Below are 25,618 nucleotides of genomic sequence, written 5' to 3' on the forward strand. Positions count from 1 at the left end.
AGGTGGTCGACGATGACCCGACGCATGCCGGACCCACCCGGGCTCGACGTGGCGCAGCTGGAGGCGTACCTGCGCCGCGAGCACCCGGACGTGGTGGGCGACGGCACGTTGTCCGCGCGGGTCATCGCCGGCGGGCGCAGCAACCTCACCTACCGGGTCGACGGTGGCCCGCGGCCGCTCGTGGTCCGGCGGCCGCCGCTCGGGCACGTGCAGACGACCGCGCACGACATGGCCCGGGAGCACCGGGTGATCTCGGCACTGCAGGGGTCCCGCGTGCCGGTGCCGCCGGTGGTCGCCCTGGTGGACGACCCGTCGGCGGGCACGGGCGGCGTCTTCTACGTCATGGACCTCGTCGAGGGCACGGTGCTCGCCCACCCGTCGCAGAACACCGTCTACACCGCCGACGAGCTGCGCACGGTCAGTCTCGAGCTCGCCACCCTGCTGGCCGAGCTCCACACGATCGAGCCCGACCGGGTCGGGCTCGCAGACCTCGGCCGGGCCGACGGGTACCTCGACCGCCAGCTGCGCCGGTGGCGGACGCAGCTCGACGGCTCGCGCTCGCGGCCGGTGCCGAGCCTGGACCACCTGCAGGAGCGGCTGGCCGAGCGCGTCCCGACCACCCGTCGGAGCAGCATCGTGCACGGGGACTACCGGCTGGACAACGTGCTGGTGGGAACGTCGTCCGGCAGCAGCCCGCGCATCACCGCGATCCTCGACTGGGAGATGGCGACGCTCGGCGACTCGGCGGTGGACCTGGGGATGCTCGGCCTCTACTGGCACATCCGCCGGATCGAGGGCGGCGGCAGCGTCGCGCCCAGCGCGGTCGACCCGGCCGCCGGCTACCCGGAGTTCGACGAGCTGGTCGACGCCTACAGCGCCCGCCTGGGCAGCAGCGTCCCGGAGCTCGGCTGGTACCGGGCGTTCGCCGCCTACAAGCTCGCGGTCATCCTTGAAGGCATCCACTTCCGGTTCCTCGGCGGCGACACGGTGGGGGAGGGCTTCGACCGGATCGGCGCCCTCGTCGCGCCGCTCGCCGACGAGGGACTCGCGCAGCTGGCGGGGGTGGTGCGCTGATGGACTTCGCCCCCGACGCCGTGACGGTCGACGTCGTCGCGCGCGCGCAGCGGTTCCTCGACGAGCACGTCTATCCCGCCGAGCCGGTGCTGGAGGCCGAGCTCGCCGCGACCCCGACCGAGTGGGGGACGCGGCCCGTGGTCCGGCGGCTCCAGGGGCTGGCCAGCGAGCAGGGGCTGTGGAACCTGTTCCTGCCGAGCGTGCTGACCACCCTCCAGTACGCCCCCGTCGCGGAGCTCACCGGCCGCAGCCCGCGTCTGGCCCCGGCTGCGTTCAACTGTGCCGCGCCCGACACCGGCAACATGGAGCTGCTCACCGAGTTCGGGACGCCCGAGCAGAAGGAGGAGTGGCTCGAGCCCCTCCTGGACGCCGAGATCCGGTCCGCGTTCTGCATGACGGAGCCTGACGTGGCCTCGTCGGACGCGTCCCAGATCGCCACGCGCATCGTCCGCGACGGTGACGAGTACGTGATCACCGGCCGCAAGTGGTGGTCGACGGGTGCGATGAACCCCGACTGCGCGCTGCTGGTCGTCATGGGTGCGACGGACCCCACCGCCGAGCGGCACCGTCGCCAGAGCATGGTCCTGGTCCCGCGGGACACCCCGGGCGTGCGGATCGTGCGACCGCTGACAGTGTTCGGCTACGACGACCGCGACCACGGCGGGCATGCCGAGATCCTCTTCGAGGACGTGCGCGTGCCGGTCGCCAACATCCTCGCGGGCGAGGGGCAGGGCTTCGCGATCGCGCAGGCACGCCTCGGTCCCGGCCGGATCCACCACTGCATGCGTTCCCTCGGGATGGCGGAGCGCGCGATGGACCTGGTGGTCGAGCGAGCGACGTCGCGGATCGCGTTCGGGAAGCCGCTGGCGGACCAGGGCGTCGTGCGCGAGTGGGTGGCCGAGTCCCGCCTCCAGGTCGAGGCGCTGCGGCTGCTGGTGCTCAAGACCGCCTGGCTCATGGACACCGTCGGCAACCGCGCCGCGATGACCGAGATCCAGGCCATCAAGATCGCGGTCCCGCGGGCCGTGCAGCAGATCCTCGACCGCGCCATCCAGCTCTTCGGCGCGGCCGGCCTGTCCGGCGACCAGCCGCTGGCCGAGATGTTCGCCGCCGCCCGGGCCCTGCGCCTGGCGGACGGTCCGGACGAGGTCCACCTCGCCTCCTTGGGGCGAGCCCAGCTCACGAAGGGAAAGTGATATGCCTCTAGACCAGGCCCTCGACGGTGCGGGCTACGGGAGCATGTCGGTCGCGGCGATCCTCGCCGAGACCGCCCATCGCACCCCCGACCGCACGGCGTTCTTCCTGGGCGACCAGGTGGTCCGGTATGGCGAGCTCTGGGACCAGACCCGTGCGTACGCGGGTGCCCTGCGCGCCCGCGGGATCGGCCCGGGCGACCGCGTCGCGATGATCGTGCCGAACGTGCCCGACTTCGCCCGCATCTACTACGGCGTGCTGGCCCTCGGCGCGGTCGTCGTGCCGGTCCACCTGCTGTTCAAGGCCGACGAGATCGAGTTCGTCCTGCGCGACTCCGGCGCGACGATCCTGGTCGCCGCGGCGCCGATGCTCGCCGAGGCCGCCCCCGCGGCCGCGCGGGTGGGCCTCCCGCTGCTGACCGTGCTGGTCCCGGACGGGATGGCCGTCCCGTTCCCGCGCCTGGAGGACGAGGCGGCGGCCGCCGACGCGATCGACCTGTACGAGTCGGTGCACCCGATCAGCCCCGCCACGATCCTGTACACCAGCGGCACGACGGGCCGGCCCAAGGGAGCCGTCGGCTCGCACATGGCGATCATCGAGCAGGTCAACGTGGCCCTGATCGACCTGTTCGACATGGTGCGCGACGACGTCGTCTTCGGCGGCCTGCCGCTGTTCCACACGTTCGGCCAGGTATCGGTGATGAACACCGCGTTCCGCCGCGGGGCCGCCGTGATCCTGCTGCCCAAGTTCGACCCCGACCAGGCGCTCGCGCAGATGGTGCAGCACGGTGCGACGGTGTTCACCGCGGTCCCGACGATGTACATCGGGCTCATCCAGGCCGCCGCGCGCAGCACCGCCCGGCCGCCGCTGCGCTACGCGGTCTCCGGGGGCGCCGCCCTGCCCGTCGCGGTGCTCGAGGCGTTCGCCCGGGACTTCGGCGCCGAGGTGCACGAGGGCTACGGCCTGACCGAGACGTCGCCCGCGGTCGCGTTCAACCACGTGGGCGAGCCGATCCGGCCCGGCACCGTGGGGCGCCCGCTGTGGGGGGTCGACATCGAGATCGCGGACGCGAACATCGACGACCGCATCGTGCGCCTGCCCGCCGGGGAGCTCGGCGAGATCGTCGTGCGCGGGCACGCCCTGTTCAAGGGGTACCTGGGCAACCCGGACGCGTCGGCCGCCGCCGTGGTCGACGGCTGGTTCCGCACCGGGGACCTGGGCACCAAGGACGGCGACGACATCGTCACGATCGTCGACCGCAAGAAGGACATGATCGTCCGCAACGGCTACAACGTGTACCCGAGCGAGGTCGAGGACGTCATGATGCGGCACCCCGCCGTCGCGTTCGCGGCCATCTTCGGGCTTCCCGACGAGGCGCGCGGGCAGGAGGTCCACGCGGCGGTCGTGCTGCTCGACGGGCACGAGGCCACGCCCGAGGAGCTGGTGGCGTTCGTGCAGGAACGCATCGCCGCCTACAAGTTCCCGCGCGTCGTCCACCTCGTCGATGCCCTCCCGCTCGGCGGCAGCGGCAAGGTGCTCAAGCGCGAGCTCGTGGCGCAGTTCTCGACGACACCGGTCGACGCCTGACACGACGGAGGCCCGGTCCCCTCGTGGGGGACCGGGCCTCTGCCGTGTGCGGGCTCAGGCTGTCGGGATGCCGTCACCCTCGAGCGCCACGGCCTCGCCGGTGTAGGGCTCGACCGGGCCGTTGCCGGCGTCCGTCGTGTAGATCTGGCCGTCGACGTAGTCCTGGACGCCCTCGTCGACCACCGTGATGCCGACGCCCTCGAACGCCGCGTGGCTGTCCTTCGAGAAGCCCAGCGGCACGATGCCGTTGCCCGTCAGGGCGCCCACCTCGAGGGCGTCGAGGAGGCTCTCGCGCGTCGGGTCGTCGCCGGCCTTGGCCAGGGCCTGCGCGAACAGGTAGCCGACCGACATCCCGTACACGGTGTTGCCGCTGAACGGTGCGCCGTCGTTGTACTGGTCGTTGATCTCCTGGAACAGCGTGACCCACTCGTCGTCGGGGCTGAACGGCAGGTAGTTGGAGCTGACGAAGCCCTGCAGCAGCAGCGGTGCGACGTCCTCACCGAGATAGCCGACCAGGGTCGGGTAGTCGCCGCCCGACGACGACGAGACCCACTGCGCGCCGTACTTCATCTTGGCGGCGGTGCCCAGCGCGAGCGCCGTGAAGCCGTTGACGGTGGCGAGGAAGTTGACCTCGCAGCCGGCCGCCTGCATCGCGCCGATCTGGGCGACGACGTCCTGCACGGAGACCGAGTAGGTCTGCGTCGAGGCGAGACCGTCGGCGCCGAGCACCTGGACGAGGCCGGTGGTGAAGTCGGTCCCGAAGTCGTCGTCCTGGCCGAGGACGCAGAACGTCTTGTCCGGCCACGTCTCCTGGGCGTAGGTGGCCAGCGCCTTGGCCTCCACGATGTAGTTGGCGTTGTAGGCGAACGTGTTCGGGAAGGTGCCCGGCTGGTCCCACTTGGGGCTGCCCGAGGCGACGAACAGGTCCGGCACGTCGTTCTCGTTGAGGTAGTCGACCACCGCGGAGTGCGTGGGCGTCCCCAGGCCGTTGATGACGGCGAAGACCTCGTCCTCCTGGACCAGCTCGCGGACCACCGTCGAGGTGGTCGCCGGGTTGTAGCCGTCGTCCTTGACGATGTACTCGATGCTGCGGCCGTTGATGCCGCCGTTGTCGTTGACGTAGTCGAAGTAGGCCTTCGTCGCCGCCGAGATGGACGAGTACCCCGCCGCGGCGGGGCCCGTGAGCGGCGTGTGGGTGCCGACCGTGACCGTGTCCTCGCTGATCCCCGGGGAGGGCTCCGGGGTGCTGCAGGCCGCGAGGCCGGCGGCGACGAGGGCGGTGGTGGCGATCAGCGCGACGGACCGGGAGCGTTGTGACATCGGTGTCACCTCTGTTCTTCGGTAGGGACGAGGACCTTGCGCGGTGCGGGTTCTGCTGTCGGGCGGGGAACGTCGGGGGTGGTGCGGCGGCGCCGGGCGACGAGCGCCCCGTGCAGGCCGTGCGGGGCGACCGCCATCACCGTGATGAGCAGCAGCCCGAAGACGAGGACCGCGAGGTTCCCGTCCAGTCGTTGGGCGGCGTCCGCCGGGAGGTTCGACGTGAGCCGGCCGATGAGCCAGGGGAGGAGCACGATGACGACCGAGCCGAGCGCGGCGCCGAGGATGCTGCCCAGCCCGCCGATGACGACCGCGACCACGAGCAGCAGCGAGAACCCCACGGTGTAGGCGCCGGGGCTGACGGCCTGCGCGACGAAGCACAGGACGGCGCCGCCGACCCCCGCCGCCGCCGAGCTGGCGGTGAACGCGAGCACCTTGACGCGACCGGCCGGGATGCCGCTGAGCCGCGCGGCCACCTCGTCGTCGCGGACCGCGAGCATCCGCAGCCCGAACCGCCCGCCGCGCAGCACCGTCAGGCTCGTCACGACGGCCGCCGTGACCAGCACGGCCACCATCGCCTGCCACTGCTCGAGGGCGACCACCCGGCGCAGTCCGTCGGGCACGCCCTCGAACGGGATCTGCACCCCCTGGTCGCCGTGCAGCACGGTCGACCAGGTGGAGGCGACGGCGGGCAGGGCGACCACGACGGCGAGCGTGAGACCCGCCAGGTACGGCCCGGACAGCCGCGCGGCGGCGAGGCCCAGGAGCAGGCCCACGACGGCGCTCGCGAGCACCCCGGCCAGCAGCGCGAGGACGAAGGCGGGGATGCCGCCGAACGGCAGCGCGTTGGTGGTCAGCGCGAACCCGTACCCGCCGACCGCCATGAGCGCGGCGTGCCCGAGCGAGAGCTGCCCGGTGGCGCCGACCAGCACGGTGAGCCCGGCCGTCGCGCACAGGTACGCGGCGACGAGTGCGAGCTGGTAGTTGCGGAACGGGTCGAGCGCGAACGTGCCGGCCAGCGCGACGACGGTCCAGCCCGCCGCGACGAGGAGCGTGCGCAGGAGGGGACGCTGCCCCGGCAGTCGCTGCCGGCCGGTCATGCGCGCCTCGCCTCCGCCGCCGCGAACAGTCCGGCGGGTCGCAGGAGGAGCACCAGCACGAGCAGGACGAGCACCGCGATCGGCACCAGGCCCGCGCCGAGGTAGCCGGTCACCAGGCTCATCGCGACGCCGACGACCACGCCGCCGACCAGCGCACCGACCGGCGAGTCGAGCCCGCCGACCACCGCGACGGTGAAACCGAGCACGAACAGCGAGTCGGTGGCGTGCGGGTTCAGGCCGAGGCTCGTCGGCACCAGCAGCAGCGCCGCCAGCGACCCGACGACGCTGGAGAGCACCCAGCCGACGGTCACCGTGCGGGAGACCCGGACGCCGAGCAGGCGCGAGACCTCGGGGGCGAACGCCGCGGCGCGCATCTGCAGGCCGAGCGACGTCCACCGGAACAGGACGGCCAGCGCCGCCATCACGACCACGGCGACGACCAGCACGAACAGGTCGTACGGGGACAGCAGCGGCACCCCGCCGACGACGATCGCGGTGTCGTCGAACGGGACACGCATCGGCCGGTAGTCAGGGCCGAACACGATCCCGAGCGCCGACTGCAGCACCATCACCAGCCCGATGGCCAGGATCACACCGGACAGCGGCGAGACAGGCGACGCGAACCGCATGACCCCGCGCTCGACGGCGAACCCGAGCAGCCCACCGGCGAGCAGCGCAGCCAGCAGACCGAGCCAGTAGCTGCCCGTCAGCGACGTCACCTCGAACGCGACGTAGGTGCTGACCACCGCCATGGCGCCCTGCGCGAAGTTGACCACCCGCGCCCCGCGCCAGATGAGGACGAGCGCGAGGGCGAACAGCGCGAGGACGGCGCCGCGGGCGAGGCCGGTGCCGAGGAGGAAGACGAGTCGGTCCATCAGAACCCCAGGTAGGCGTGGCGGAGGCGCTCGTCGGCGGCGAGCTCGTGGGCGGGCCGGGACGCCACGACCTCACCGAGCCCGAGGACGACGCCGTGGTCGGCGACCGACAGCGCGCCGACGACGTTCTGCTCGGCGAGCAGGACGGTCAGGCCGGTGCGGTCGGCCAGCGAGCGCAGGACGCCCATGATCTGGGCGACCACGCGCGGCGCCAGCCCGAGCGACGGCTCGTCGAGCAACAGCACGGTGGGACGGGCGACGAGCGCCCGGCCGAGCGCGAGCATCTGCCGCTCGCCCCCGGACAGCTGGTGGCCCGCGTGGTTCCGGCGCCGGGCGAGCGGCTCGAACAGCGCGTAGACCTCGTCGACAGCCGCGCGACGGTCCGGCCCCCGCCACAGCCCGCCGAGGCGCAGGTTCTCGTCGACCGTCAGCTCCGCTACCACGCCGCGGCCCTCGGGCACGTGGGCGAGACCGCGCCGGACGCGATCCTCGACGCTGACCCCCGCGAGGTCCTGCCCGTCGAGCCGGATGCTCCCGCGGGTGAGGGGGACCAGCGCCGAGAGGGTGCGCAGCAGGGTGGTCTTGCCGGCGCCGTTGGCACCGACGAGCGCGACGATGCTGCCGGCCGGCACGTCGAGGTCGACCTCGTGCAGGACCGGCGCGCCGCCGTAGCCCACGGTCAGCCCCCGCACCTCCAGGAGCGCGCTCACGAGGCGGTCACCTCGATGCCCAGATACGCCTCGTCGACGGCCGGGTCGCCCGCGACCTCGTCCGGCGTGCCGGACGCGATCACGCGCCCGAAGTCGAGGACGACGACGCGATCGCACACGCTCATGACGAAGTCGACGTGGTGCTCCACCAGCAGCACGGCGCAGCCGGTGGCGGCGGTGTGCCGGACCAGGTCCCCGAGGGCCGCGATGTCGTCGGGGCCGAGGCCGCCGGCCGGCTCGTCGAGCAGGAGCAGGCGCGGCTGCGCGACGAGCGCCCGGGCGAGCGCGACCTTCTTCTGCTCGGGGTAGGGCAGGTCGCCCACGGGGCGGTCGGCGTGGGCGGCGAGGTCGAGTGCGTCGAGCTGGCGCTGCGCGTCGGTGCCGGGGTCGGCGGCTCCGAGCCGGCCGGCGAGCACGTTCTCGCGGACCGTCAGGCCGCGGAACAGCCCCAGGCCCTGGAGCGTCCGGGCCACGCCGCGGGCGGACAGCCGCGTCGGGTCCGGGGGCAGCGGCTCGCCACCGACCGCGATCGTCCCGGCGCTGGGACGGACCAGCCCGCAGACCGCGTTGAAGAGCGTCGTCTTGCCGGCACCGTTCGGCCCGATGAGCCCGACGACCTCGCCCTCGCGCACGTCCAGGCTCACGTCGTCGAGGGCGCTCAGGCCCCCGAAGCGCACGCTCAGCCCGTGCACCGCCAAGTGCGGGTCGCCCGTACGGACGGGCGTCATCTGTGCGGACATCGGCACCTCTTCGTGTCGGTGAGGACGAAAGTACAACAGAAACCGACCGGACGGTATGGAGTTCAGGACACGGTTCGATCACGTCGGAAGAGCACAGGATCAGGAGTGCGGGACGCCGGCGATCATGCCGCCGTCGACCACCAGCTCGGTGCCGGTCGTGTAGGCCGAGTCGTCGCAGGCGAGGAAGACCACGGTGCCGGCGACGTCCGCCGGGGATGCGGGCCGACCCAGGGGGATCGGCACCGCGGTCGGGTCGAGGCGTGAGGTCATCGACGTCCGGACGAAGCCCGGGTGCACGGAGTTGACCCGGATGCCGTCGGGGCCCAGCTCGACGGCCAGCGACTTGGTCAGGCCCCGCACGCCGAACTTCGACGCCACGTAGCCGTGCAGATGGGAGCCGCCGAGCATGCCCTCGACCGACGAGATGTTGATGATCGAGCCGCGGCCGGCCGCCTTCATCGTCGCGACCACCGCCTGCACGCCGAGGAACACCCCGGTGAGGTTGACCGCGATGACCGCGTCCCACTTCGCCAGGGGGTAGTGGTCGATCGGCCCGGCGTTCGCGATGCCCGCGTTGTTGACCAGCACGTCGACCGTGCCGAACGCCGCGAGGGCGGCCTCGACCGTGGCTGCCCAGCTCTCCGGCGACGTGACGTCGAGGTGGGTGGCGAGCGCGCGGTCGCCCAGGTCGGCTGCCAGCGCAGCGGCGTCGTCGTCCAGCAGGTCCGCGATCACCACGCTGGCGCCGGCTCCGTGCAAGGCCCGCGCGAACGCTGCGCCGAGCCCGCGCGCGGCGCCGCTGACGACGGCGACGCGTCCGTCGAGCCTCATGAGACGCGCACCACGAGACGGCCCGTGGTCGCACCGTCGGCGAGCTTCTGCACCGCGGCCGGGGCGTCCTCGAACGCGACGACCTCACCGACCACGGGCCGGACCCGCCCGGCGTCGACCAGCCGCGTCAGCTCGACGTGCGCCGCGTCGACCAGCTCGGGCCGGCGTTGCGCGTAGAGCGCCCAGTGCAGGCCGAGCACGCCGTAGTTCTTCACCAGGGCGTGCCCGGCGTTGACGGCCTGGATGGTCCCACCCGCGAAGCCGACGACGACGATCCGCCCCTCGAACGCGATGCACTTGGTGGACTGCTCGAACGCGGTGCCGCCGACGGGGTCGAACACCACGTCGGCCCCCGCGCCGCCGGTCTCGGCCTTCACGACGGCCACGACGTCCTGCGCCGACCGGTCGATGACCACGTCCGCGCCCGCCTTCCGGGCGACCTCCGCCTTCGAGGCGTTGCCGACCACGCCGATCACGCGCGCACCCGCGGCTGCCCCGAGCTGTACCGCGGCGCTCCCGACGCCGCCGGCCGCGGCGTGCACCAGCAGGATCTCGCCGGGCTGCAGCGCGGCCCTCCGGTGCAGCCCGAACCAGGCCGTCTGGTATCCGATCGTCAGGGCGGCGGCCTCGATGTCGTCAAGCGCCGCCGGCGCAGGGAAGACCTCACGCTCGTCGAGCACCGCCAGCTCGGAGAGCACGCCGATCCGCGACCCGACGACTCGGTCACCGACCGACACGCGCGTGACGCCGTCGCCGAGGCCGACCACCTCGCCGCACAGCTCGATCCCGGGGGAGAAGGGCAGGGTCGGCCGCACCTGGTACTCGCCGCGCGCGAGCAGCACGTCGGGGAAGTTCACCGCGACAGCGCGTACGCGGACGAGCACCTGCCCCGGACCGGGCGTCGGGTCCGGGACGTCGGCGATCGCCAGGACCTCGGCCGGCTCGCCGTACCGGACCACCTGCCACGCGCGCACCGGCTCAGGCCTTGATCGCGACGAGGAAGAGGTCGGTCAGCTGCTGCGCGAGGAGCACCTTGTCCTCAGGACCCTCGGGGGAGTACCAGTTCGACAGGTAGTGCACGTCGGAGAAGAAGTGGGCGACCAGGACGGCGCGCGGGATGTCCGTCCGGTAGAGGCCCTCCTCCTGGCCGCGCTCGATGAGGCTCGCGAACACGTCGTGGTACTGCCGGCGGCGGCGGGTGACCTCCTTCTGGCGCGGTTCCGAGAGCATGTGCACGCTGCGGAAGAAGACCGTCCCCTCGGGGAGGAAGTCGATCGACGTCTCGATGACGTCGACGCACACGTCGTGCAGCGTCTGCGCGGTCGGCGTCCCCCGGCCGACGATCTCCTCGAGGTGGCTCGTCTGCAGGGAGAGCATCCGCTCGTAGACCGAGAAGAGGAGGTCGTCCTTCGACTCGAAGTAGTGGTACATCGCGCCCTTCGTCACGCCGGCCGCTTCGACGATCTGCTGCACCGAGGTGTTGGCGTACCCCTGGGTGGAGAACAGGTCGACGGCCGCCCGCGTGATGTCGTCGACGACGCTGGAGGTTGCCATGGGTGCCTCTCGTTCTGTGCGGGAGCTAGCCGACGGCGACGGCACTGGCGCCGCCGTCGATGGTGAGCGTATGACCGGTGATCCACGCGGCGTCGTCGGAGAGCAGGAACGCGACGGGTCCGGCGACGTCCTCGGGCTCGCCGATGCGGCCGAGCGGGTAGACCGACGCGAGCGCCGCCTCGCGGTCGCCCTCGTACAGGGCCTGCGCGAGCCGCGTGCGGACCACCGCGGGGGCGACCGCGTTGACGCGGATGCCCGGCGCCAGCTCGACCGCGAGCTGCTGCGTGAGGTTGAGGAGCGCGGCCTTGGAGACGCCGTAGAACGCGACGCCGGGGCTGGCCGACAGGCCTGCCACCGAGGCGGTGTTGACGATCGAGCGGCTCAGGCCGGCGGCCACGGCGGACCGCGTCCAGTCGAGGGCCGCAACCACGTTGACCTCGAGGATCTTGCGGACGACCGAGCTCTCGATCTCGAGCGCCGGGCCGTACGCGGGGTTGATGCCGGCGTTGTTGACCAGGTGGTCCAGGCGCCCGAACCGCTCGCTGATCTGCGCGAACACGTCTGCGCGATGGTCCGGGTCGTCCGCCCGGCCCGCGATGCCGACGGCGTGCCCGCCCAACCGCTCCTCGGCGGCTGCCAGCGAGTCCGGCTTGCGCCCGGTGATGACGACGGTGGCGCCCTCGGACACCAGCCGCTCCGCGACGGCCAGCCCGATCCCACGGCTCGCCCCGGTGATCAGGGCGACTCTGCCCTCGAACCTGCGCATCCTGCACCCTTCTCGATACCGACTGTTCGGTATGTCGCCAGACAGTAGCGCACTCGTGCCGACTTTTTTTCTGACTCAGCGTCAGATACGACTAGGCTGCGCGGCATGGAACTCGTCTACAACCTGCTCGTCGTCCTCCACCTGCTCGGCTGGGCCATCGTGCTCGGCGGCACGCTGGTCAACCTGCGCACCCCCAAGATCGCCACGGGCGTGCTGCACGGCATCCTCACCGCCCTGGTCACCGGCATCCTGATCGTCGGGATCGCGTCCGCGGGCCTGGCCGGGCACGAGCCGAACACCACCAAGATCGCGGTCAAGCTCGTCGTCGCACTCGTCGTGGCCACGCTCGTGATCCTCGGGATCCGCAAGCCGTCGCGCGTGACCACGGGCTACCTCGGCGCCATCGCGGGCCTGACCGCGCTGAACGTCGCGATCGCGGTCCTCTGGCGCTGAGGTTACTGTCCACCCCGTGACCTCTGTGGGTGACCTCCTCGTCGGGCTCGTCGTGCTCGTCGGGCTGTTCGGCGTCGTGGTCCAGGTGCTGCCCGGCGGGCTCCTCGTCGCCGGCGCCATCATCGTCTGGGGCGTCGTCACCGGGGGAGCCGCGGGGTGGACGGTCGTCGCGATCACGGTGGTCGTCACCGTGCTCGCGACCATCGGCAAGTACCTGCTGGCCGGTCGGCACCTCAAGCGCGCGGGCGTGCCGTCGTCGACGCTGGTGTGGGGCGGGATCGCGGGCATCGTCGGGTTCTTCGCGATCCCCGTGGTCGGACTGTTCGTCGGCTTCGTGCTCGGGATCTACCTCGCCGAGTGGGTGCGCTCGCGCGAGGCGCGGCCCGCCTGGCGGGCCACCGTGGCGGCTCTGCAGGCCACGGGCCTGACCATCCTGGTGGAGCTCGCGGCGGCCCTGGTGTCCACCGGCGCCTGGCTGACGGCGCTCGCGCTGACCTGACCGCCACGGTCCACAGGCAGCACGGTGTTGTCAGTCGCGGCGCCTATCCTGGAGGGGCCATGACGTCGCTCTTCGAGAACCTCGCCCTGCCCATCCCGGGCGCCTCCGCAGACCCCTCGGGCGAGGCGGCTGCGGCCCGTCGCCGGGGCGAGGCCGAGGCCCTGCTCCGCGGCCTGAACCCCCAGCAGCGCGAGGCCGTCCTGCACCAGGGCGGGCCGCTGCTGATCGTCGCCGGCGCCGGCTCGGGCAAGACGCGGGTGCTGACCAACCGCATCGCGTACCTGCTGGCCACCGGCCGGGCCCGCGCGGGCGAGGTCATCGCGATCACGTTCACCAACAAGGCCGCCGCGGAGATGCGCGAGCGCGTCGAGGGCCTGGTCGGACCGGCCGCAGGCCGCATGTGGGTGTCGACGTTCCACTCCGCGTGCGTGCGGATCCTGCGCCGTGAGGCGGCGACCCTGGGCCTGCGGTCCAGCTTCTCCATCTACGACTCCGCCGACTCCCAGCGGCTCCTCACGCTGGTGGCGCGGGAGCTCGACCTCGACCCCAAGCGGTACCCGGCGAAGGCGCTGCAGAACAAGATCTCGTCGCTCAAGGACGAGCTGGTGGACCCCGAGACGTTCGCGGCAACGTCCGGCGGCGGCGCGGCCAACGACTTCGACACCGCGCTCGCACAGGTCTACACGCGCTACCAGGCACGGCTGAAGCAGGCGCACGCCCTCGACTTCGACGACCTGATCATGACCACGGTCCACCTGCTGCGGGCGTTCCCGGCGGTCGCGGAGCACTACCGGCGGCGGTTCCGGCACGTGCTGGTCGACGAGTACCAGGACACCAACCACGCGCAGTACGCGCTGGTGCGCGAGCTCGTCGGCTCCTCGCGGGGGATCGTCGACGACTCGACGGACATGGAGCTGCCGCGCGGAGAGCTGACGGTCGTCGGTGACGCGGACCAGTCGATCTACGCGTTCCGGGGTGCGTCCATCCGCAACATCCTCGAGTTCGAGGTCGACTACCCGGACGCGCGGACCATCCTGCTGGAACAGAACTACCGGTCGACGCAGACCATCCTGTCGGCCGCCAACGCGGTGATCAGCCGCAACCCCGGCCGGGAGAACAAGCGTCTCTGGACCGACTCGGGCGCGGGCGCCCAGATCGTCGCGTACGTCGCGGACACCGAGCACGAGGAGGCCCGGTTCGTCGCCGAGGAGATCGACCGCCTGGGCGACTCCGACGGCGTCCGGCCCGGTGACGTCGCCGTCTTCTACCGCGCGAACGCGCAGTCCCGGGCCCTGGAAGAGGTGCTCATCCGGGTCGGGCTGCCCTACAAGGTGGTCGGGGGCACCCGGTTCTACGAGCGCAAGGAGATCAAGGACGCGGTCGCGTACCTGCGCGCGCTCGACAACCCCGACGACGACGTCAGCCTGCGCCGCATCCTCAACGTGCCGAAGCGCGGGCTGGGGGACCGGTCGGAGGCGATGGTCGCGTCGTACGCCGAGCGCGAGCGCATCTCGTTCGGCGCGGCGCTCGACCGGCTCGACGAGGTCCCGGGCCTGGGCACGCGCGCGATCACCGGGTTGTCGGCGTTCGCGGCGATGATGACCGACCTGCGCGTGCTCGCGTCCAGCGCGGGGCCCGCCGAGGTGCTCGGCGCCGTCCTCGAGCGCTCCGGCTACCTCGCCGAGCTGCGGGCCAGCGACGACCCGCAGGACGGCTCGCGGGTGGAGAACCTGGCCGAGCTGCACGCGGTCGCCTCCGAGTTCGAGCAGAGCGACCCCGAGGGCGTGCTCGCCGACTTCCTCGAGCGCGTCTCGCTCGTCGCCGACTCCGACCAGATCCCGGATGACGACGGCGGGGACGACGACGGTGTCGCGCGCCCTGACCCCGGCGTGGTCACCCTGATGACCCTGCACACCGCCAAGGGCCTGGAGTTCCCCGTCGTCTTCCTCACGGGGATGGAGGACGGCACGTTCCCCCACCAGCGGTCCTTGTCGGACTCGCAGCAGCTGGAGGAGGAGCGCCGGCTCGCCTATGTCGGGCTGACCCGGGCGCGCGAGCGTCTGTACATCTCACGCGCCGCCGTCCGTACAGCGTGGGGTGTGCCCAACGAGTTCCCGCCCAGCCGGTTCCTCGACGACCTGCCGGACGAGCTCATCGACTGGCGGCGGCGGGAGTCCTCCACCTCGCAGCTCCGCGGCGGATGGGGCTCGGGCTACGGCTCGGGCGGCGGTGGTTACCGGGCGTCCTCCGCGCCGCGGGTCGACCGCGAGGCCCGTCCGGCGCTGCCGTCCACCGGTGCGACCTTCGGCTCGGCCAAGCCACGGCCCGACTCCGCCATCCCGCAGCTGGCGGTGGGTGACCGCGTTACGCACGACTCGTACGGACTCGGCACGGTGATCGCGCTCGAGGGTGCCGGACCGAACGCGGTGGCCAAGGTCGACTTCGGCACCGACGGCGTCAAGCGGCTCCTGCTCCGGTTCTCCCCGGTCACCAAGCTCTGACCAGCCCGCACCCAGGCGCGGGTCCGCAGGACCGTCGACAGCGTCCAGGCGGTCATCGTCAGCCGACCGGCACATCGGCCCACACGGCGGTGACCGCCTCGCGCACCGCGGCCGGTCCCACGCCGACCGCGGCGAGCGCCCGGTAGGCCGCGGTGTCGTCCAGCCGGACGGCCGCGAGCAGCAGGTGGCCGCTGTCGATGCGGCGGTGCTTGCAGCGGAGGGCCTCGCGCAGCGAGACCTCGAGCAGCTTCTTGCCCGCGGCGTCGAACGGCAGGTGCCCTCTCGTGGGTGCCGACCCGATCTCGGCGTCGAGCGCTCCGGGACCGAACGACGCCTCGACCTGCGCCCGGACCGTCTCCAGGTCGATCCCGATCCCGGCCAGCGCGTCGGCGTCGATCGTGTGCGCGGGCAGAGCCCGGACCGCGGTGAGCAGCGCGGCGTGGTCGACGCCGAGCCGTCCCAGCGCCTGGGCGGCGACGGTGTCGGGCGTGCGGAGCGTGCCGAGCAGCACGTGCTCCGGCCCGATCCGGTCCGCGCCCAGCGTGCGCGCCTCGTCCTGGGCGTGGACCACGGCCTCGCGGGCGTCCTTGGCGAATCTCTCGAACATCAGTCGAACCTCTTCCCGTACTTCTTGTGGACCGCCTGCCGGGAGACCCCGAGGGCGGCGGCGACCTGCTGCCAGGACCACCCGAGCCGGCGGGCACGCTCGACGTGCAGGGCCTCGAGCCGGTCGGCCAGCGCGCGCAGCGAGCGGACGGCCCGCAGCCCCTCGGCGGGCTCGGCGGCACTGGCGGCCGCGGTCATGAGCTCATCGGACATGCGTGTCAACCTACGTTGACGATCCACCTGATGTCAACCTATGTTGACGCGGCTTTCGCGAGGTCAGCCCCTCACGTGCACAGACGGGGATCTCTTGCGCAGTTCGGACACCGCACGCACAGTGAGACCAGATCCAGCGCCGGGTCGGGTCGCTGGACGAGTGGACTGGGGAGGTTCACCGTGGACGTACGACGGGCGCGCAGGGTCAAGATCGGGCTGGCAGGACTGGCGGTTCTCGGCATCGGAGCGGCGCTGACGAGCGCGGCGTGGACGGACGTGGTCTTCTTCGACGCCGACGTCACCACGGGAAACTTCAACCTTCAGGGCGCACTGCCCGCCGACCAGGCCGCCCCCGCGGCCCCGCCGGACGGCGCGGCGTGGGAGGAGTCCGACGACATCACCGCGATCACGCTGACCTTCGACGAGATCCAGGTCGCGCCCGACGAGTCGGTCGTCCTGACCGGCTACGTCCGCAACGACCCGGCGAGCACGTGGACGGCGGACCTGACGGCGATCGCGCTGGATCCCACGTCGTCCCTGCCCGCCGGTGTCACCGCCGTCGTGGCCTTCACCGACCCGCTCCCGCCGGAGGACCTGGCGCCCGGGGATGTGGCGACCTTCACGCTCACGGTCTCAGCCGACGACACCGTGGTGGAGGGTGCGGCGGGCACCATCATCGTGCGTGCCGACGGGGAGTCGGTCGACCCGGTCGCTCCCTGATCGACGTCGACGCGTCGAGGTCACGCCGTGCCCGGTAGCCCACCGCGGTCCCGCCACGGGGGTGCAGCCCTCGTGGTGGTGCTCGCGGCCACGCTCATCGCCGCCCTCCCGGGGGCGGCGGTGCCCGCGCGCGCGGCCACGGTCGGGGCTGCGGCGACGGACCCGCCTGCGGTCACGCTGCAGTTCGGGGGGATGGACCCCGGGACGACGGAGGTGAGGACGGCGGCGCTCACCATCGACGCTCCGGAGGATGCGGCCTTGGTCCGAGCCGTCGTGTCCGCCACCGGTGGGCTGGTCGACCACCTGACGACGCGCGTCGAGGCGTGCTCGGTCCCCTGGGGTGCGCTGGGCTGCAGTGCGGGAGGCGCCGTGCTGCTCGACGGGCCCGTCGCCCCCGGGCTGGACGAGTCACTCGACATCCCTGTGCCGGCGAGCGGGGTCGCGTACATCCGCGTCGGGCTCACCTTGGACGGCGCGGCGCCCGCCAACGCGGCGAGCACAGTCACCTACCGGCTGGACCTGGTGGCGCCCGACCCCGCCGTGGCGCCGACACCACCCGGGCCCGGGGAACCGGCGCCGCCCGCTCCGGGGACCACGGTGCCGCTGGCAACGACGGGTGCCGATGCTGCTGCGCTGGCGGCGGCAGCACTCGCCCTGGTCGCGCTCGGCCTGACCCTGCGCACCTGGGTGCGCGAGCGTCGGGGCGTGAGGGCGAGGGGGTGGGCGCCGTGACGCGGCCGGCCTTCATCGGGAGCCGCTGGGCAGCCTTGTCGGTCGCCGTGGTTCTGCTGCTCACGGTCGCGGCGCTCGTGCCGACCGTGACCTCGGCCGCCTGGCAGGACCAGGTGTACGCCGACGCCCAGGTGCTGATCGTTCCTGCCCAGGTCCCCGACGAGCTCGACGCGGGTGCGGGCTTCACGTGCGCTCTCGTCGCCGGCGACATGTGGTGCTGGGGCGAGGGCGGCGACGGCCAGCTCGGCGTGGGCAGCACGGTCGACGCCGATGTCCCGGTGTCCGCGGGCGACGGCGTGACCGCGATGGCGGTGGGCACGGCTGACCACGTGAGCGCGGGGAGCGGCTACGCCTGTGGTGCCTCCGGCGGACGCGCGTACTGCTGGGGAGCCGGTGGGGGAAAGCTCGGGAACTTCAACGTCGCGGAGCCGTGGCAGGTGCCGTCCGTGTCCGTGCCCACGGCGGTGTACGACCTCCCCGCCGGCACCGGGAACCAGTACCAGTCACCGCTGGCCGGTCGGGTCGTCCGCGAGGTCGTGGCCGGGCAGGACATCACGTGCGCGGTGACGGAGCTCGCTCCGCTGCAAGGCACGCCCGGAGCGTGCTGGGGGCTGCAGGTCGGGCTCACCCGCCCGGCCTCCCCGGCGCCGCAGAGCTGGGCCAACGCGCCGATCGCGTTGCCCAGCGTCGCCCAGGACCCGGGAAGCCAGCTCCCTGCGGGGGTGCCGATCTCCTCGCTCACGTCGAGCTTCGAGGACGCCTGTTTCATCGCGGCCGGTATCGACTACTGCTGGGGCACGAACGAGCAGGGCCAGCTCGGCGTCGGCAGCGTGAACGTCGCGTACACCTCCCCCGTCCAGGTGCTGCAGGGCGCGATGCCGGCGGCCCCGGTCGACGCGATCACGGCGGGGGTGTTCCACACGTGCGCGATCGCCGCCGCGCAGGTGTACTGCTGGGGACTGCGAGCGGGCGGGAGGCTCGGTGTCAACGACGGCGAGAGCGGAGCGCTGACCTCGCCCGGGCAGGTCGTCGGCCTCACCGCGCGCACGATGGTCGCCGTCTCCGCCGGGATGGACTCGACGTGCGCGCTCGACAGCACCGGCCAGGCCTGGTGCTGGGGCGGGAACGCCCAGGGCGAGCTCGGCACGACGGCGGTGCCCGTCGGCCAGGCCAGCCCGGTCCCCGTAGCGGTCCAGCAGCCGAGCGGAGTCCTGTTCACGTCGATCTCGGTCGGCGGGAACCACGCCTGCGCCATCGCCGACGACGACGACATCTACTGCTGGGGCGCGGCGGGCACGCTCGGCACCGGCGCGGGGCAGGCGATCGCGCCGGTGCCCGCGGTTCCCGTCACCTCCACGTGGGTGACGCCGTGAGGGCGCTGCGCGTCACGGCCGACGCGCTCCTCACCGTCGCCGCGATCGTCGGAGTCCTCGGGTTCGCGCTGTTCGTCGCCGTCCGGCTCGGCGCCGTGCAACCCCTCGTCGTGACCTCCGGGTCCATGCGCCCGACCTACGAGACGGGCGACCTCGTCATGTCGCGCCCGGTCGACGCCGACACCCTGGGGGTGGGTGACGTCGCGACGCTCCGGAGCGCCGATGACCGGCTCATCACCCACCGCGTGGTGTCCGTGGCACCCGCGACGGAGAGCTCGGGCGACGGCGCGGTCGCCGTCCGGATGCAGGGGGACGCGAACGACGCAGCCGACCCCCTGCCGTACGTCGTCCGTACTGCACTCGTCCCGGTCGTCACGGTCTCCGGGGTCGGGCCCCTGGTGGCCACGGTGCAGCGTCCCGTCGTCGCGGTACCCGCGCTCGTCGCGGTGGCCGCTCTCGTCGCCATCGCCTTCGTGCCGAGCGGCCACCCGCCCACGCCCGCCACGGACCCGGATCCGGGTCCGGACCAGCGGGGGCGCAGGGCCGCCCGTGCCGGCGGGGAGTCCGCTGCGCCGTGAGTCCGTGACGCCACGCGGCCGCGCGGTCAGGGGTGGAGCATCACGCGCGGGTAGGTGAGGTCGCGGTTGTCGACGACGACCGTCGCGCGCGTCGCCGGCCTGCACGCTGCGAGGTAGTGGCGCTGGCCCTCGACGTAGCGGGCGTTCGCGGGGTGGGTCGGGTCCGGCGGGGAGCCGTCACGGACGGCCATGCGGGCGAACGTCTCGGCGAAGTCGACGTCGAGGTAGACCGAGAAGTCCCACCAGGCGGCCAGCTCGTCGCGGTGCAGGAAGATCCCGTCGACGACGAGCACGGTGCTGTCCGAGCCGTGCTCGCGCGGAAGGTCGAGCGCGGTGTCGGTGGCGACGTCGCGGACGGCGCGGCGGAACCGGCGGGATCCGCCGGGCGCGAACGGCTCCAGGACCTGGGTGCGCAGGGCGTCGTAGTCGTAGGAGTCGGCCCAGAAGCCCTCGGGGGAGTGCCGGCCCCGGCGGTAGCGCTCGTCCCGCGGGCGGTGGAACCCGTCGACGCTGATCCGCACGACGGTGCGCCCTTCGCGCAGCAGCTCGGCCGCCAGCTCGTCGGCGAACGTCGTCTTGCCCGCACCGTCCATGCCATCGATCCCGACGAGCACGGGGCGCCCGAGCGCGCGGGGGTCCGCGATGCGGTGCGCCACCTCGCGCAGCACCGCCAGGCGCGCGACGGACGCCGTGGGTGCCGTGTCCGAGGGGGCGCTCATCGTGTGCGAGGCACTGCGGCCACGACCGCATCCGGATCCATGCCGGGAACGTAGCGGATCGGGACGATTCGGGGGAGGGGTTGCGAAGAATGTGTGGACGATCCAGGGTCGCGTACGCCACATCTCTCGATGTGAAGATATCTGCAGGTGCCCGCTACCATCGACCGGGGCGTTTCGGCCGCACAGAGGCCGTCGAACGCCGGTGATGAGAGGACCCAGACCAGGTGGACCTGTTCGAGTACCAGGCACGTGACATCTTCGAGAAGCACGGCGTCCCCGTGCTCGGCGGCGTGGTCGCCACGACTCCCGAGGAGGCTCGCGCCGGCGCGGAGCAGCTCCTGGGCGGTCAGCCGGGCGTCGTGGTCGTCAAGGCGCAGGTCAAGGTCGGTGGCCGCGGCAAGGCCGGCGGCGTGAAGCTGGCCCGGTCCGCGGACGACGCGGCCGAGAAGGCCTCCGAGATCCTCGGCATGGACATCAAGGGCCACACGGTCCACCGCGTGATGATCGCCGCGGGTGCCAAGATCGCGACGGAGTTCTACTTCTCCCTCCTGCTGGACCGCGCCGAGCGCCGCTACCTGGCCATGTGCTCGGTCGAGGGCGGCATGGACATCGAGCAGCTCGCGGTGGAGCGTCCCGACGCCCTCGCCAAGGTTGCCGTCGACCCGCGCACCGGCATCGACCAGGCGAAGGCCGACGAGATCGTCGCCGCCGCCGGGTTCGCGCCGGACATCGCCCCCAAGGTGGCCGCGGTCCTGCAGACGCTCTGGACGGTCTACCGCAGCGAGGACGCCACGCTGGTCGAGGTCAACCCGCTGGTCCTCACCGAGGACGGCGAGATCGTCGCGCTCGACGGCAAGGTCACGCTCGACGAGAACGCGGGCTTCCGCCACCCGGAGCACGCCGAGCTCGAGGACAGCGCCGCGGCGGACCCGCTCGAGGCCAAGGCCAAGGAGGCGGACCTCAACTACGTCAAGCTCGACGGCGAGGTCGGCATCATCGGCAACGGCGCGGGGCTCGTGATGAGCACGCTCGACGTCGTCGCGTACGCCGGCGAGTCGCACGGCGGGGTCAAGCCGGCCAACTTCCTCGACATCGGCGGCGGCGCGAGCGCCGAGATCATGGCGGCCGGTCTGCACATCATCCTGACCGACCCGCAGGTCAAGTCGGTCTTCGTCAACGTCTTCGGTGGCATCACCGCGTGCGACGCCGTCGCCAACGGCATCGTCGCGGCGCTCGAGATCCTCGGCGACGAGGAGAACAAGCCGCTCGTCGTGCGCCTGGACGGCAACAACGTGGTCGAGGGACGTCGCATCCTCGCCGAGGCCGGCCACCCCCTGGTCACGATCGCGGACACGATGGACGGCGGCGCCGACAAGGCAGCCGAGCTCGCCCACGCCGCGGCCTGAGACGCTGACCGACAACAGACGCAGAGAGAAGCAGACACCACCATGGCGATCTTCCTGACCGAGGCATCCAAGGTCATCGTCCAGGGCATGACGGGTTCCGAGGGCCAGAAGCACACGACCCGCATGCTCGCGTCCGGCACGTCCGTCGTCGGCGGGGTGAACCCGCGCAAGGCGGGCACGTCCGTCGCGTTCGGTGACACGGACGTCCCCGTGTTCGGCTCCGTCGCCGAGGCGATGGACGCCACGGGTGCCGACGTCTCCGTCGTCTTCGTGCCGCCGGCCCACACCAAGGCCGCGGTCGTCGAGGCGATCGAGGCCGGCATCCCGCTCGTCGTCATCATCACCGAGGGCGTCCCGGTGGCCGACACCGCCGAGTTCTTCGCGCTCGCGCTGGAGAAGAACGTGCGGCTCATCGGCCCCAACTGCCCCGGCCTGATCAGCCCCGGAAAGTCGAACGTGGGCATCATCCCGGCGGACATCACGGGCCCGGGCCGCGTCGGCCTCGTGTCGAAGTCCGGCACCCTGACCTACCAGATGATGTACGAGCTGCGGGACTTCGGGTTCTCCACCGCTATCGGCATCGGCGGCGACCCCATCATCGGGACCACGCACATCGACGCCCTCGCGGCGTTCGAGGCGGACCCCGAGACCGAGGTCATCGTGATGATCGGTGAGATCGGCGGCGATGCCGAGGAGCGTGCCGCGGCCTACATCGCCGAGCACGTCACCAAGCCCGTCGTCGGCTACGTCGCCGGGTTCACGGCCCCCGAGGGCAAGACCATGGGCCACGCCGGCGCCATCGTCTCGGGTTCGTCGGGCACCGCCCAGGCCAAGAAGGAGGCTCTCGAGGCCGCGGGCGTCAAGGTCGGCAAGACGCCGTCGGAGACGGCCGACCTCGCGCGCCAGCTCCTCAGCTGACCCGCCTGACGCTGCACGACTCTCGACCCCGGTGAGCCTCGCTCGCCGGGGTCGACGTGTCTGACCCGACAGCCGACGCGCCGCGCCGGGTTCGACGCTCCGGCGAGGGCGGCAGCGACCATGGCACGGTGAGCGCCACCGGCCCCCGCACGGGGGGCACCCCCGTCGTCGACCGTCGCCGCCGTCGCACGCTGTCCGACGAGCCGACGCCCACGTTCTTCACGAGCGCCCTCGACGGCGCGCCGCGCTGGGTCGCGGGCCTCCTGTCGGCGCTGCAGGCGGCGCTGCTCTCGTTCCTGGTCCTCACGCTCCCCGCGGTCGCCGCGTACGTCGCCACCTCCGCGGACCCGTCCAACAGCGGGGTCGGCTGGTTCCGGTCCGTGGGCGTCGGCTCGGCGCTGTGGCTGCTCGGGCACGGGGTCCCTGCGCACGTGGGTCCGGTCGTCGTGACCCTGGTGCCGCTCGGCGTGACGCTGATCGCGCTCTTCGTCTGCTACGCCTCGGCACGCCGCTCGGGGCTGGCGACGTGGTCGTCGTACGCGGCGGGCGTCGGTGCGTACACCCTGGTCACCGTCCTGCTCGCCGTGGTCACCGGGGTCGTCGGCGTGGACCTGCTGCGAGCGTTCGTCGGCGGTGCGCTGGTCTCCGCGACCGGCCTCGGCGCCGGGCTGCTCGCCCGCCCGGAGTCGCCGTCGCTGCGTGCGATCACGCGTCCCGTCTGGTCGCGGTGCCCGGCACCGCTGCGCACCGGCGCAGCCGGCGCCCTGGTCGCGTCGGCGGCGCTGGTGACGGTCGCCGCGCTGGTGACGGCGCTGTGGGTCCTGGCCGGTCGGGCGACCATCGGCGACGTCGTGCGCGGGCTCGGCCTCGACGCCGTCGGAGGCGTGGTGCTGGCCGTCGCGGAGCTGGCCTACCTGCCGAACCTGGTGATGTGGGCGCTCGCCTGGCTCACGGGCGCGGGCTTCGCGGTCGGTGCGGGCACGCACTTCGCGCCCGACGGGGTCGTGGGCGGTGCGCTGCCGGCGGTGCCGATGCTCGGCGCGCTCCCGTCCGCCGACGTCGTGGGCCCGGCGACTAGCCTGGTCCCGCTCGTGCTGGTCGGGGTCGGTGCCTTCGTCGGGCTGTACGTCCACCGGAGGCTGACGCCGCAGCGGTGGTGGGACTCGGCGCTCGCGTGCGTCGTCTCCGCCCTGGGCGCCGCCCTCGTCGTCACCCTCCTCGTCACGCTGGCGAGCGGTGGGATCGGCCCGGACCGGCTGGCGGACGTCGGCGCGCAGGGCGGCATCGTCGGGCTGCTGGCCGGCGCCGGGGTGCTCGTGGGGTCGCTGGTCGTGGCGCTGCCCGGCGACTCCCTGCTGCGCGCGGAGACAGCCCGGGCCCTGCGGGCACTGGTGCGGCGCGACCCGTCCTGACGCGCTCTACGACCCGGTGCTGCGCTCCTGGAGCGAGGTGTACAGGTCCTTGAGGTCCTGCTGGAACTGTGTCTCGCAGGCGCTCCTCGCCCCGATCGTCAGGGCGCGTTCGAGGCACTCCTGCTTGTCCTGCTGCGGCTCCCACTGAGCCAGCTGGACGGTCACGCTGAAGGTCCAGAGCAGGGCGATGCCCAGCCCGACGCCGAGCACCGGCGCGAGCCCGCGCGCCCGGGCACGCAGGGCGACCACCATCGCGCGGACACCGACGACCATCGCCGCGAGCGCGAACGGGAGGGCGGCAGCCTGCCACGGCAGCGGAAGGGTGGCCACGAGCACCGAGGCCAGCACGAGCACGGCGAACAGCCGGGTGAGGCTCGTGGCGCGGGCGGTGCCCTCGGGGTCCGCGGGCAGCGGGTCCGGGGCGACCGGAGCCTGCGGCGGCGGGCCGGCCGGCGGCCAGACCGGGGCGTCCTGGACGGGCGCGTCGTCCGGTGCGGCCGGACGGTTCTCCGGGGGCGCGTACGGGTTGCTCACCCGTGCATTCTCGCCCACGAACGGTGGACGCCGGACGGGCCGTCCGGACGCGCCTGCTCCGCCGGTAGGGTCGGCCCGTGACGCACGAGACGCCCCAGCGCCCCGCCCCGGCCACTCGCGAGTCGGGCCGGCTGGTGGTCCTCGTCTCCGGCACCGGCTCGAACCTGGCGGCGCTGCTGGCCGCGCACGGCGACCCCGCCTACGGTGCGCGCGTCGTCGCGGTGGTCGCGGACCGGGGCAACATCCGAGCGCTCGACATCGCGCGCGAGGCGGGCATCCCGACGGCCGTCGTCTCGGTGAAGGACTTCGACGACCGCGCCGCGTGGGACGCCGCGATCGCTGAGACCGTCGCGGTGTTCTCGCCCGACCTGATCGTGCTCGCCGGGTTCATGAAGCTGTTCGGTGCCACGTTCCTCGGGCGGTTCGGTGGCCGGATCGTCAACACCCACCCGGCGCTGCTGCCGTCGTTCCCCGGCGCACACGGCGTACGGGACGCGCTCGCGTACGGCGTCAAGGTCACCGGGTGCACGGTCATGGTGGTCGACGAGGGCATCGACACCGGGCCGATCCTCGCGCAGGCGGCGGTCGCGGTCGAGCCCGACGACGACGAGGTCACGCTGCACGAGCGCATCAAGGCGGTCGAGCAGCCCTTGCTGGTCGAGTGGGTCGGCCGCGTCGCGCGCGGCGGGCTGAGGGTCGAGGGCCGGCACGCGATCGTCGGTGACGCCGGCGTGCCACCCGGTCCGCGATGACGACGAGTGCGGCGCAGGCGGCGGCCTTCTACGACGAGGCCCTGCGCACGCGAACCGTCTGGACCATCAGCGACGACGACGGCTATCCCGCGCCCCGGACGTCGGACGGGTCCCGGGCTCTCCCGTTCTGGTCGCTGCGCAGCCGGGCCGAGAGCGTCGTCGCGAACGTCCCCGCCTACGCGGGCTTCTCCGTCGACAAGGTCCCCCTCGACGAGTTCCGCGAGCGCTGGCTCCCGGACCTGGAGCAGGACGGGCTGCGCGTGGGCCTGAACTGGTCCGGTGCCCGGGTGACGGGCTACGACCTGCTCCCGCACGACGTCGAGCGGAACCTCACCGCCCGCGAGCGTGGAACCAGCGGCTAGACTCGGCCCCGGTCGTGACTGGCGCAGGTGGGTGCAACCACCGGGGAGCGGCCGCAGTGCCCCGCCTCGCACCGCCCGCCTGGGTGCATGGG

Annotated in this window: 28 protein-coding genes; 15 read left to right on the forward strand and 13 right to left on the reverse strand. The window is 72.9% G+C overall.

Annotated features, from left to right (window positions below; genetic code table 11):
- Positions 1-12 precede the first annotated feature (12 nt).
- The 3 genes from ASD16_RS02285 to ASD16_RS02295 are packed head-to-tail and all read left to right on the forward strand — an operon-like array spanning position 13 to position 3,855.
- The gene (locus tag ASD16_RS02285; RefSeq protein WP_200942802.1) at positions 13-1,074 is read left to right on the forward strand and encodes a phosphotransferase family protein; all 1,062 of its coding nucleotides are present in this window, start codon (positions 13-15) and stop codon (positions 1,072-1,074) included.
- Positions 1,074-2,270, forward strand: coding sequence for an acyl-CoA dehydrogenase family protein (locus ASD16_RS02290; RefSeq protein WP_055912347.1), 1,197 nt, complete (start codon positions 1,074-1,076; stop codon positions 2,268-2,270). Before ASD16_RS02285 ends, ASD16_RS02290 begins: the two co-directional genes overlap by 1 nt.
- A gap of 1 nt (position 2,271) precedes the next feature.
- Complete coding sequence (locus ASD16_RS02295; protein ID WP_055912348.1) at positions 2,272-3,855, forward strand: AMP-binding protein; 1,584 nt, start codon at positions 2,272-2,274, stop codon at positions 3,853-3,855.
- Between the two features lie 54 nt (positions 3,856-3,909).
- On the opposite strand, the gene ASD16_RS02300 is transcribed toward ASD16_RS02295, so the two are convergent.
- The 9 genes from ASD16_RS02300 to ASD16_RS02340 form a co-directional block, all read right to left on the reverse strand.
- Complete coding sequence (locus ASD16_RS02300) at positions 3,910-5,175, reverse strand: ABC transporter substrate-binding protein (RefSeq protein WP_055912350.1); 1,266 nt, start codon at positions 5,173-5,175, stop codon at positions 3,910-3,912.
- 5 nt (positions 5,176-5,180) lie between these two features.
- Positions 5,181-6,272: a branched-chain amino acid ABC transporter permease gene (locus ASD16_RS02305; protein ID WP_055912351.1), complete on the reverse strand. Its 1,092-nt coding sequence runs from the start codon at positions 6,270-6,272 to the stop codon at positions 5,181-5,183.
- Positions 6,269-7,147, reverse strand: a complete 879-nt coding sequence (locus tag ASD16_RS02310) for a branched-chain amino acid ABC transporter permease (RefSeq protein ID WP_055912353.1) — start codon at positions 7,145-7,147, stop codon at positions 6,269-6,271. Before ASD16_RS02310 ends, ASD16_RS02305 begins: the two co-directional genes overlap by 4 nt.
- Entirely contained in the window at positions 7,147-7,857 is a 711-nt protein-coding gene (locus tag ASD16_RS02315; RefSeq protein ID WP_055912355.1) for an ABC transporter ATP-binding protein, read from the reverse strand. The genes ASD16_RS02310 and ASD16_RS02315 overlap by 1 nt, the downstream gene beginning before the upstream one ends.
- The gene (locus ASD16_RS02320) at positions 7,854-8,597 is read right to left on the reverse strand and encodes an ABC transporter ATP-binding protein (protein WP_200942805.1); all 744 of its coding nucleotides are present in this window, start codon (positions 8,595-8,597) and stop codon (positions 7,854-7,856) included. The genes ASD16_RS02315 and ASD16_RS02320 overlap by 4 nt, the downstream gene beginning before the upstream one ends.
- A 99-nt stretch (positions 8,598-8,696) precedes the next feature.
- Positions 8,697-9,428, reverse strand: a complete 732-nt coding sequence (locus ASD16_RS02325) for a glucose 1-dehydrogenase (protein ID WP_055912356.1) — start codon at positions 9,426-9,428, stop codon at positions 8,697-8,699.
- On the reverse strand, positions 9,425-10,402 hold the full coding sequence (locus tag ASD16_RS02330; RefSeq protein ID WP_055912358.1) for an NADPH:quinone oxidoreductase family protein: 978 nt from the start codon (positions 10,400-10,402) through the stop codon (positions 9,425-9,427). The genes ASD16_RS02325 and ASD16_RS02330 overlap by 4 nt, the downstream gene beginning before the upstream one ends.
- Positions 10,403-10,406: 4 nt before the next feature.
- Positions 10,407-10,982, reverse strand: coding sequence for a TetR/AcrR family transcriptional regulator (locus ASD16_RS02335; protein ID WP_055912359.1), 576 nt, complete (start codon positions 10,980-10,982; stop codon positions 10,407-10,409).
- Between the two features lie 25 nt (positions 10,983-11,007).
- A complete protein-coding gene (locus ASD16_RS02340; RefSeq protein WP_055912361.1) occupies positions 11,008-11,748 on the reverse strand; it encodes an SDR family oxidoreductase in 741 nt (246 codons plus the stop codon).
- A gap of 105 nt (positions 11,749-11,853) precedes the next feature.
- On the opposite strand from ASD16_RS02340, the gene ASD16_RS02345 reads away from it, so the two are divergent.
- Genes ASD16_RS02345 through pcrA form a run of 3 tightly spaced genes read left to right on the forward strand, consistent with a single transcriptional unit; the run spans position 11,854 to position 15,201 of the window.
- Positions 11,854-12,201 (forward strand): hypothetical protein, encoded by a 348-nt coding sequence (locus tag ASD16_RS02345; RefSeq protein WP_055912363.1) that lies wholly within the window; start codon positions 11,854-11,856, stop codon positions 12,199-12,201.
- A 16-nt stretch (positions 12,202-12,217) separates the two neighbouring features.
- Complete coding sequence (locus ASD16_RS02350; protein ID WP_055912365.1) at positions 12,218-12,700, forward strand: DUF456 domain-containing protein; 483 nt, start codon at positions 12,218-12,220, stop codon at positions 12,698-12,700.
- A 59-nt stretch (positions 12,701-12,759) separates the two neighbouring features.
- Complete coding sequence (gene pcrA / locus ASD16_RS02355; protein ID WP_055912367.1) at positions 12,760-15,201, forward strand: DNA helicase PcrA; 2,442 nt, start codon at positions 12,760-12,762, stop codon at positions 15,199-15,201.
- A gap of 58 nt (positions 15,202-15,259) precedes the next feature.
- Here pcrA and ASD16_RS02360 read toward each other — a convergent pair whose 3' ends face one another.
- Both ASD16_RS02360 and ASD16_RS02365 read right to left on the reverse strand, forming a co-directional pair.
- Entirely contained in the window at positions 15,260-15,808 is a 549-nt protein-coding gene (locus ASD16_RS02360; protein ID WP_055912369.1) for a Clp protease N-terminal domain-containing protein, read from the reverse strand.
- Entirely contained in the window at positions 15,808-16,020 is a 213-nt protein-coding gene (locus tag ASD16_RS02365; RefSeq protein ID WP_055912370.1) for a hypothetical protein, read from the reverse strand. The genes ASD16_RS02360 and ASD16_RS02365 overlap by 1 nt, the downstream gene beginning before the upstream one ends.
- Before the next feature lie 180 nt (positions 16,021-16,200).
- On the opposite strand from ASD16_RS02365, the gene ASD16_RS02370 reads away from it, so the two are divergent.
- The 4 genes from ASD16_RS02370 to ASD16_RS02385 are packed head-to-tail and all read left to right on the forward strand — an operon-like array spanning position 16,201 to position 19,423.
- Complete coding sequence (locus ASD16_RS02370) at positions 16,201-16,740, forward strand: hypothetical protein (RefSeq protein WP_055912372.1); 540 nt, start codon at positions 16,201-16,203, stop codon at positions 16,738-16,740.
- A 27-nt stretch (positions 16,741-16,767) separates the two neighbouring features.
- The gene (locus ASD16_RS02375; protein WP_157453762.1) at positions 16,768-17,472 is read left to right on the forward strand and encodes a hypothetical protein; all 705 of its coding nucleotides are present in this window, start codon (positions 16,768-16,770) and stop codon (positions 17,470-17,472) included.
- Positions 17,469-18,845, forward strand: a complete 1,377-nt coding sequence (locus ASD16_RS02380; RefSeq protein WP_157453763.1) for a hypothetical protein — start codon at positions 17,469-17,471, stop codon at positions 18,843-18,845. Before ASD16_RS02375 ends, ASD16_RS02380 begins: the two co-directional genes overlap by 4 nt.
- Entirely contained in the window at positions 18,842-19,423 is a 582-nt protein-coding gene (locus tag ASD16_RS02385) for a signal peptidase I (RefSeq protein ID WP_162250274.1), read from the forward strand. Before ASD16_RS02380 ends, ASD16_RS02385 begins: the two co-directional genes overlap by 4 nt.
- Before the next feature lie 26 nt (positions 19,424-19,449).
- Here the strand turns inward: ASD16_RS02385 and ASD16_RS02390 are convergent, their stop codons facing one another.
- Complete coding sequence (locus ASD16_RS02390; protein ID WP_055912380.1) at positions 19,450-20,142, reverse strand: AAA family ATPase; 693 nt, start codon at positions 20,140-20,142, stop codon at positions 19,450-19,452.
- 224 nt (positions 20,143-20,366) lie between these two features.
- On the opposite strand from ASD16_RS02390, the gene sucC reads away from it, so the two are divergent.
- From sucC to ASD16_RS02405, 3 genes are all read left to right on the forward strand, one after another.
- On the forward strand, positions 20,367-21,548 hold the full coding sequence (gene sucC, locus ASD16_RS02395; RefSeq protein ID WP_055912382.1) for an ADP-forming succinate--CoA ligase subunit beta: 1,182 nt from the start codon (positions 20,367-20,369) through the stop codon (positions 21,546-21,548).
- A 42-nt stretch (positions 21,549-21,590) separates the two neighbouring features.
- Complete coding sequence (sucD, locus tag ASD16_RS02400; protein ID WP_055912384.1) at positions 21,591-22,466, forward strand: succinate--CoA ligase subunit alpha; 876 nt, start codon at positions 21,591-21,593, stop codon at positions 22,464-22,466.
- A gap of 128 nt (positions 22,467-22,594) precedes the next feature.
- Positions 22,595-23,878 carry a DUF6350 family protein gene (locus tag ASD16_RS02405; RefSeq protein WP_055912386.1) on the forward strand — a complete coding sequence of 428 codons (1,284 nt, stop codon included), beginning with the start codon at positions 22,595-22,597 and terminating at the stop codon, positions 23,876-23,878.
- Positions 23,879-23,884: 6 nt separating this feature from the next.
- On the opposite strand, the gene ASD16_RS02410 is transcribed toward ASD16_RS02405, so the two are convergent.
- Positions 23,885-24,412, reverse strand: coding sequence for a hypothetical protein (locus tag ASD16_RS02410; RefSeq protein WP_055912388.1), 528 nt, complete (start codon positions 24,410-24,412; stop codon positions 23,885-23,887).
- Between the two features lie 77 nt (positions 24,413-24,489).
- Here ASD16_RS02410 and purN point away from each other — a divergent pair, with 77 nt between their 5' ends.
- Both purN and ASD16_RS02420 read left to right on the forward strand, forming a co-directional pair.
- Complete coding sequence (gene purN / locus ASD16_RS02415) at positions 24,490-25,164, forward strand: phosphoribosylglycinamide formyltransferase (protein WP_055912390.1); 675 nt, start codon at positions 24,490-24,492, stop codon at positions 25,162-25,164.
- The gene (locus ASD16_RS02420; protein ID WP_055912392.1) at positions 25,161-25,526 is read left to right on the forward strand and encodes a DUF2750 domain-containing protein; all 366 of its coding nucleotides are present in this window, start codon (positions 25,161-25,163) and stop codon (positions 25,524-25,526) included. The genes purN and ASD16_RS02420 overlap by 4 nt, the downstream gene beginning before the upstream one ends.
- The last annotated feature ends 92 nt before the right edge of the window (positions 25,527-25,618 follow it).

This window comes from Cellulomonas sp. Root485, assembly GCF_001426705.1.
Lineage (GTDB): Bacteria > Actinomycetota > Actinomycetes > Actinomycetales > Cellulomonadaceae > Cellulomonas.

Excerpts from the sequence above, each read along its gene's own strand:
- ASD16_RS02290 (WP_055912347.1), top strand. The coding sequence starts at position 1,074 with ATGGACTTCGCCCCCGACGCCGTGACGGTCGACGTCGTCGCGCGCGCG.
- ASD16_RS02285 (WP_200942802.1), top strand. The coding sequence starts at position 13 with ATGACCCGACGCATGCCGGACCCACCCGGGCTCGACGTGGCGCAGCTG.
- sucD (WP_055912384.1), top strand. The coding sequence starts at position 21,591 with ATGGCGATCTTCCTGACCGAGGCATCCAAGGTCATCGTCCAGGGCATG.
- ASD16_RS02320 (WP_200942805.1), bottom strand. The coding sequence starts at position 8,597 with ATGTCCGCACAGATGACGCCCGTCCGTACGGGCGACCCGCACTTGGCG.
- ASD16_RS02305 (WP_055912351.1), bottom strand. The coding sequence starts at position 6,272 with ATGACCGGCCGGCAGCGACTGCCGGGGCAGCGTCCCCTCCTGCGCACG.
- ASD16_RS02390 (WP_055912380.1), bottom strand. The coding sequence starts at position 20,142 with ATGAGCGCCCCCTCGGACACGGCACCCACGGCGTCCGTCGCGCGCCTG.
- ASD16_RS02340 (WP_055912361.1), bottom strand. The coding sequence starts at position 11,748 with ATGCGCAGGTTCGAGGGCAGAGTCGCCCTGATCACCGGGGCGAGCCGT.
- ASD16_RS02360 (WP_055912369.1), bottom strand. The coding sequence starts at position 15,808 with ATGTTCGAGAGATTCGCCAAGGACGCCCGCGAGGCCGTGGTCCACGCC.
- ASD16_RS02300 (WP_055912350.1), bottom strand. The coding sequence starts at position 5,175 with ATGTCACAACGCTCCCGGTCCGTCGCGCTGATCGCCACCACCGCCCTC.
- ASD16_RS02310 (WP_055912353.1), bottom strand. The coding sequence starts at position 7,147 with ATGGACCGACTCGTCTTCCTCCTCGGCACCGGCCTCGCCCGCGGCGCC.
- ASD16_RS02365 (WP_055912370.1), bottom strand. The coding sequence starts at position 16,020 with ATGTCCGATGAGCTCATGACCGCGGCCGCCAGTGCCGCCGAGCCCGCC.
- ASD16_RS02325 (WP_055912356.1), bottom strand. The coding sequence starts at position 9,428 with ATGAGGCTCGACGGACGCGTCGCCGTCGTCAGCGGCGCCGCGCGCGGG.
- ASD16_RS02295 (WP_055912348.1), top strand. The coding sequence starts at position 2,272 with ATGCCTCTAGACCAGGCCCTCGACGGTGCGGGCTACGGGAGCATGTCG.
- ASD16_RS02345 (WP_055912363.1), top strand. The coding sequence starts at position 11,854 with ATGGAACTCGTCTACAACCTGCTCGTCGTCCTCCACCTGCTCGGCTGG.
- pcrA (WP_055912367.1), top strand. The coding sequence starts at position 12,760 with ATGACGTCGCTCTTCGAGAACCTCGCCCTGCCCATCCCGGGCGCCTCC.
- ASD16_RS02335 (WP_055912359.1), bottom strand. The coding sequence starts at position 10,982 with ATGGCAACCTCCAGCGTCGTCGACGACATCACGCGGGCGGCCGTCGAC.
- ASD16_RS02420 (WP_055912392.1), top strand. The coding sequence starts at position 25,161 with ATGACGACGAGTGCGGCGCAGGCGGCGGCCTTCTACGACGAGGCCCTG.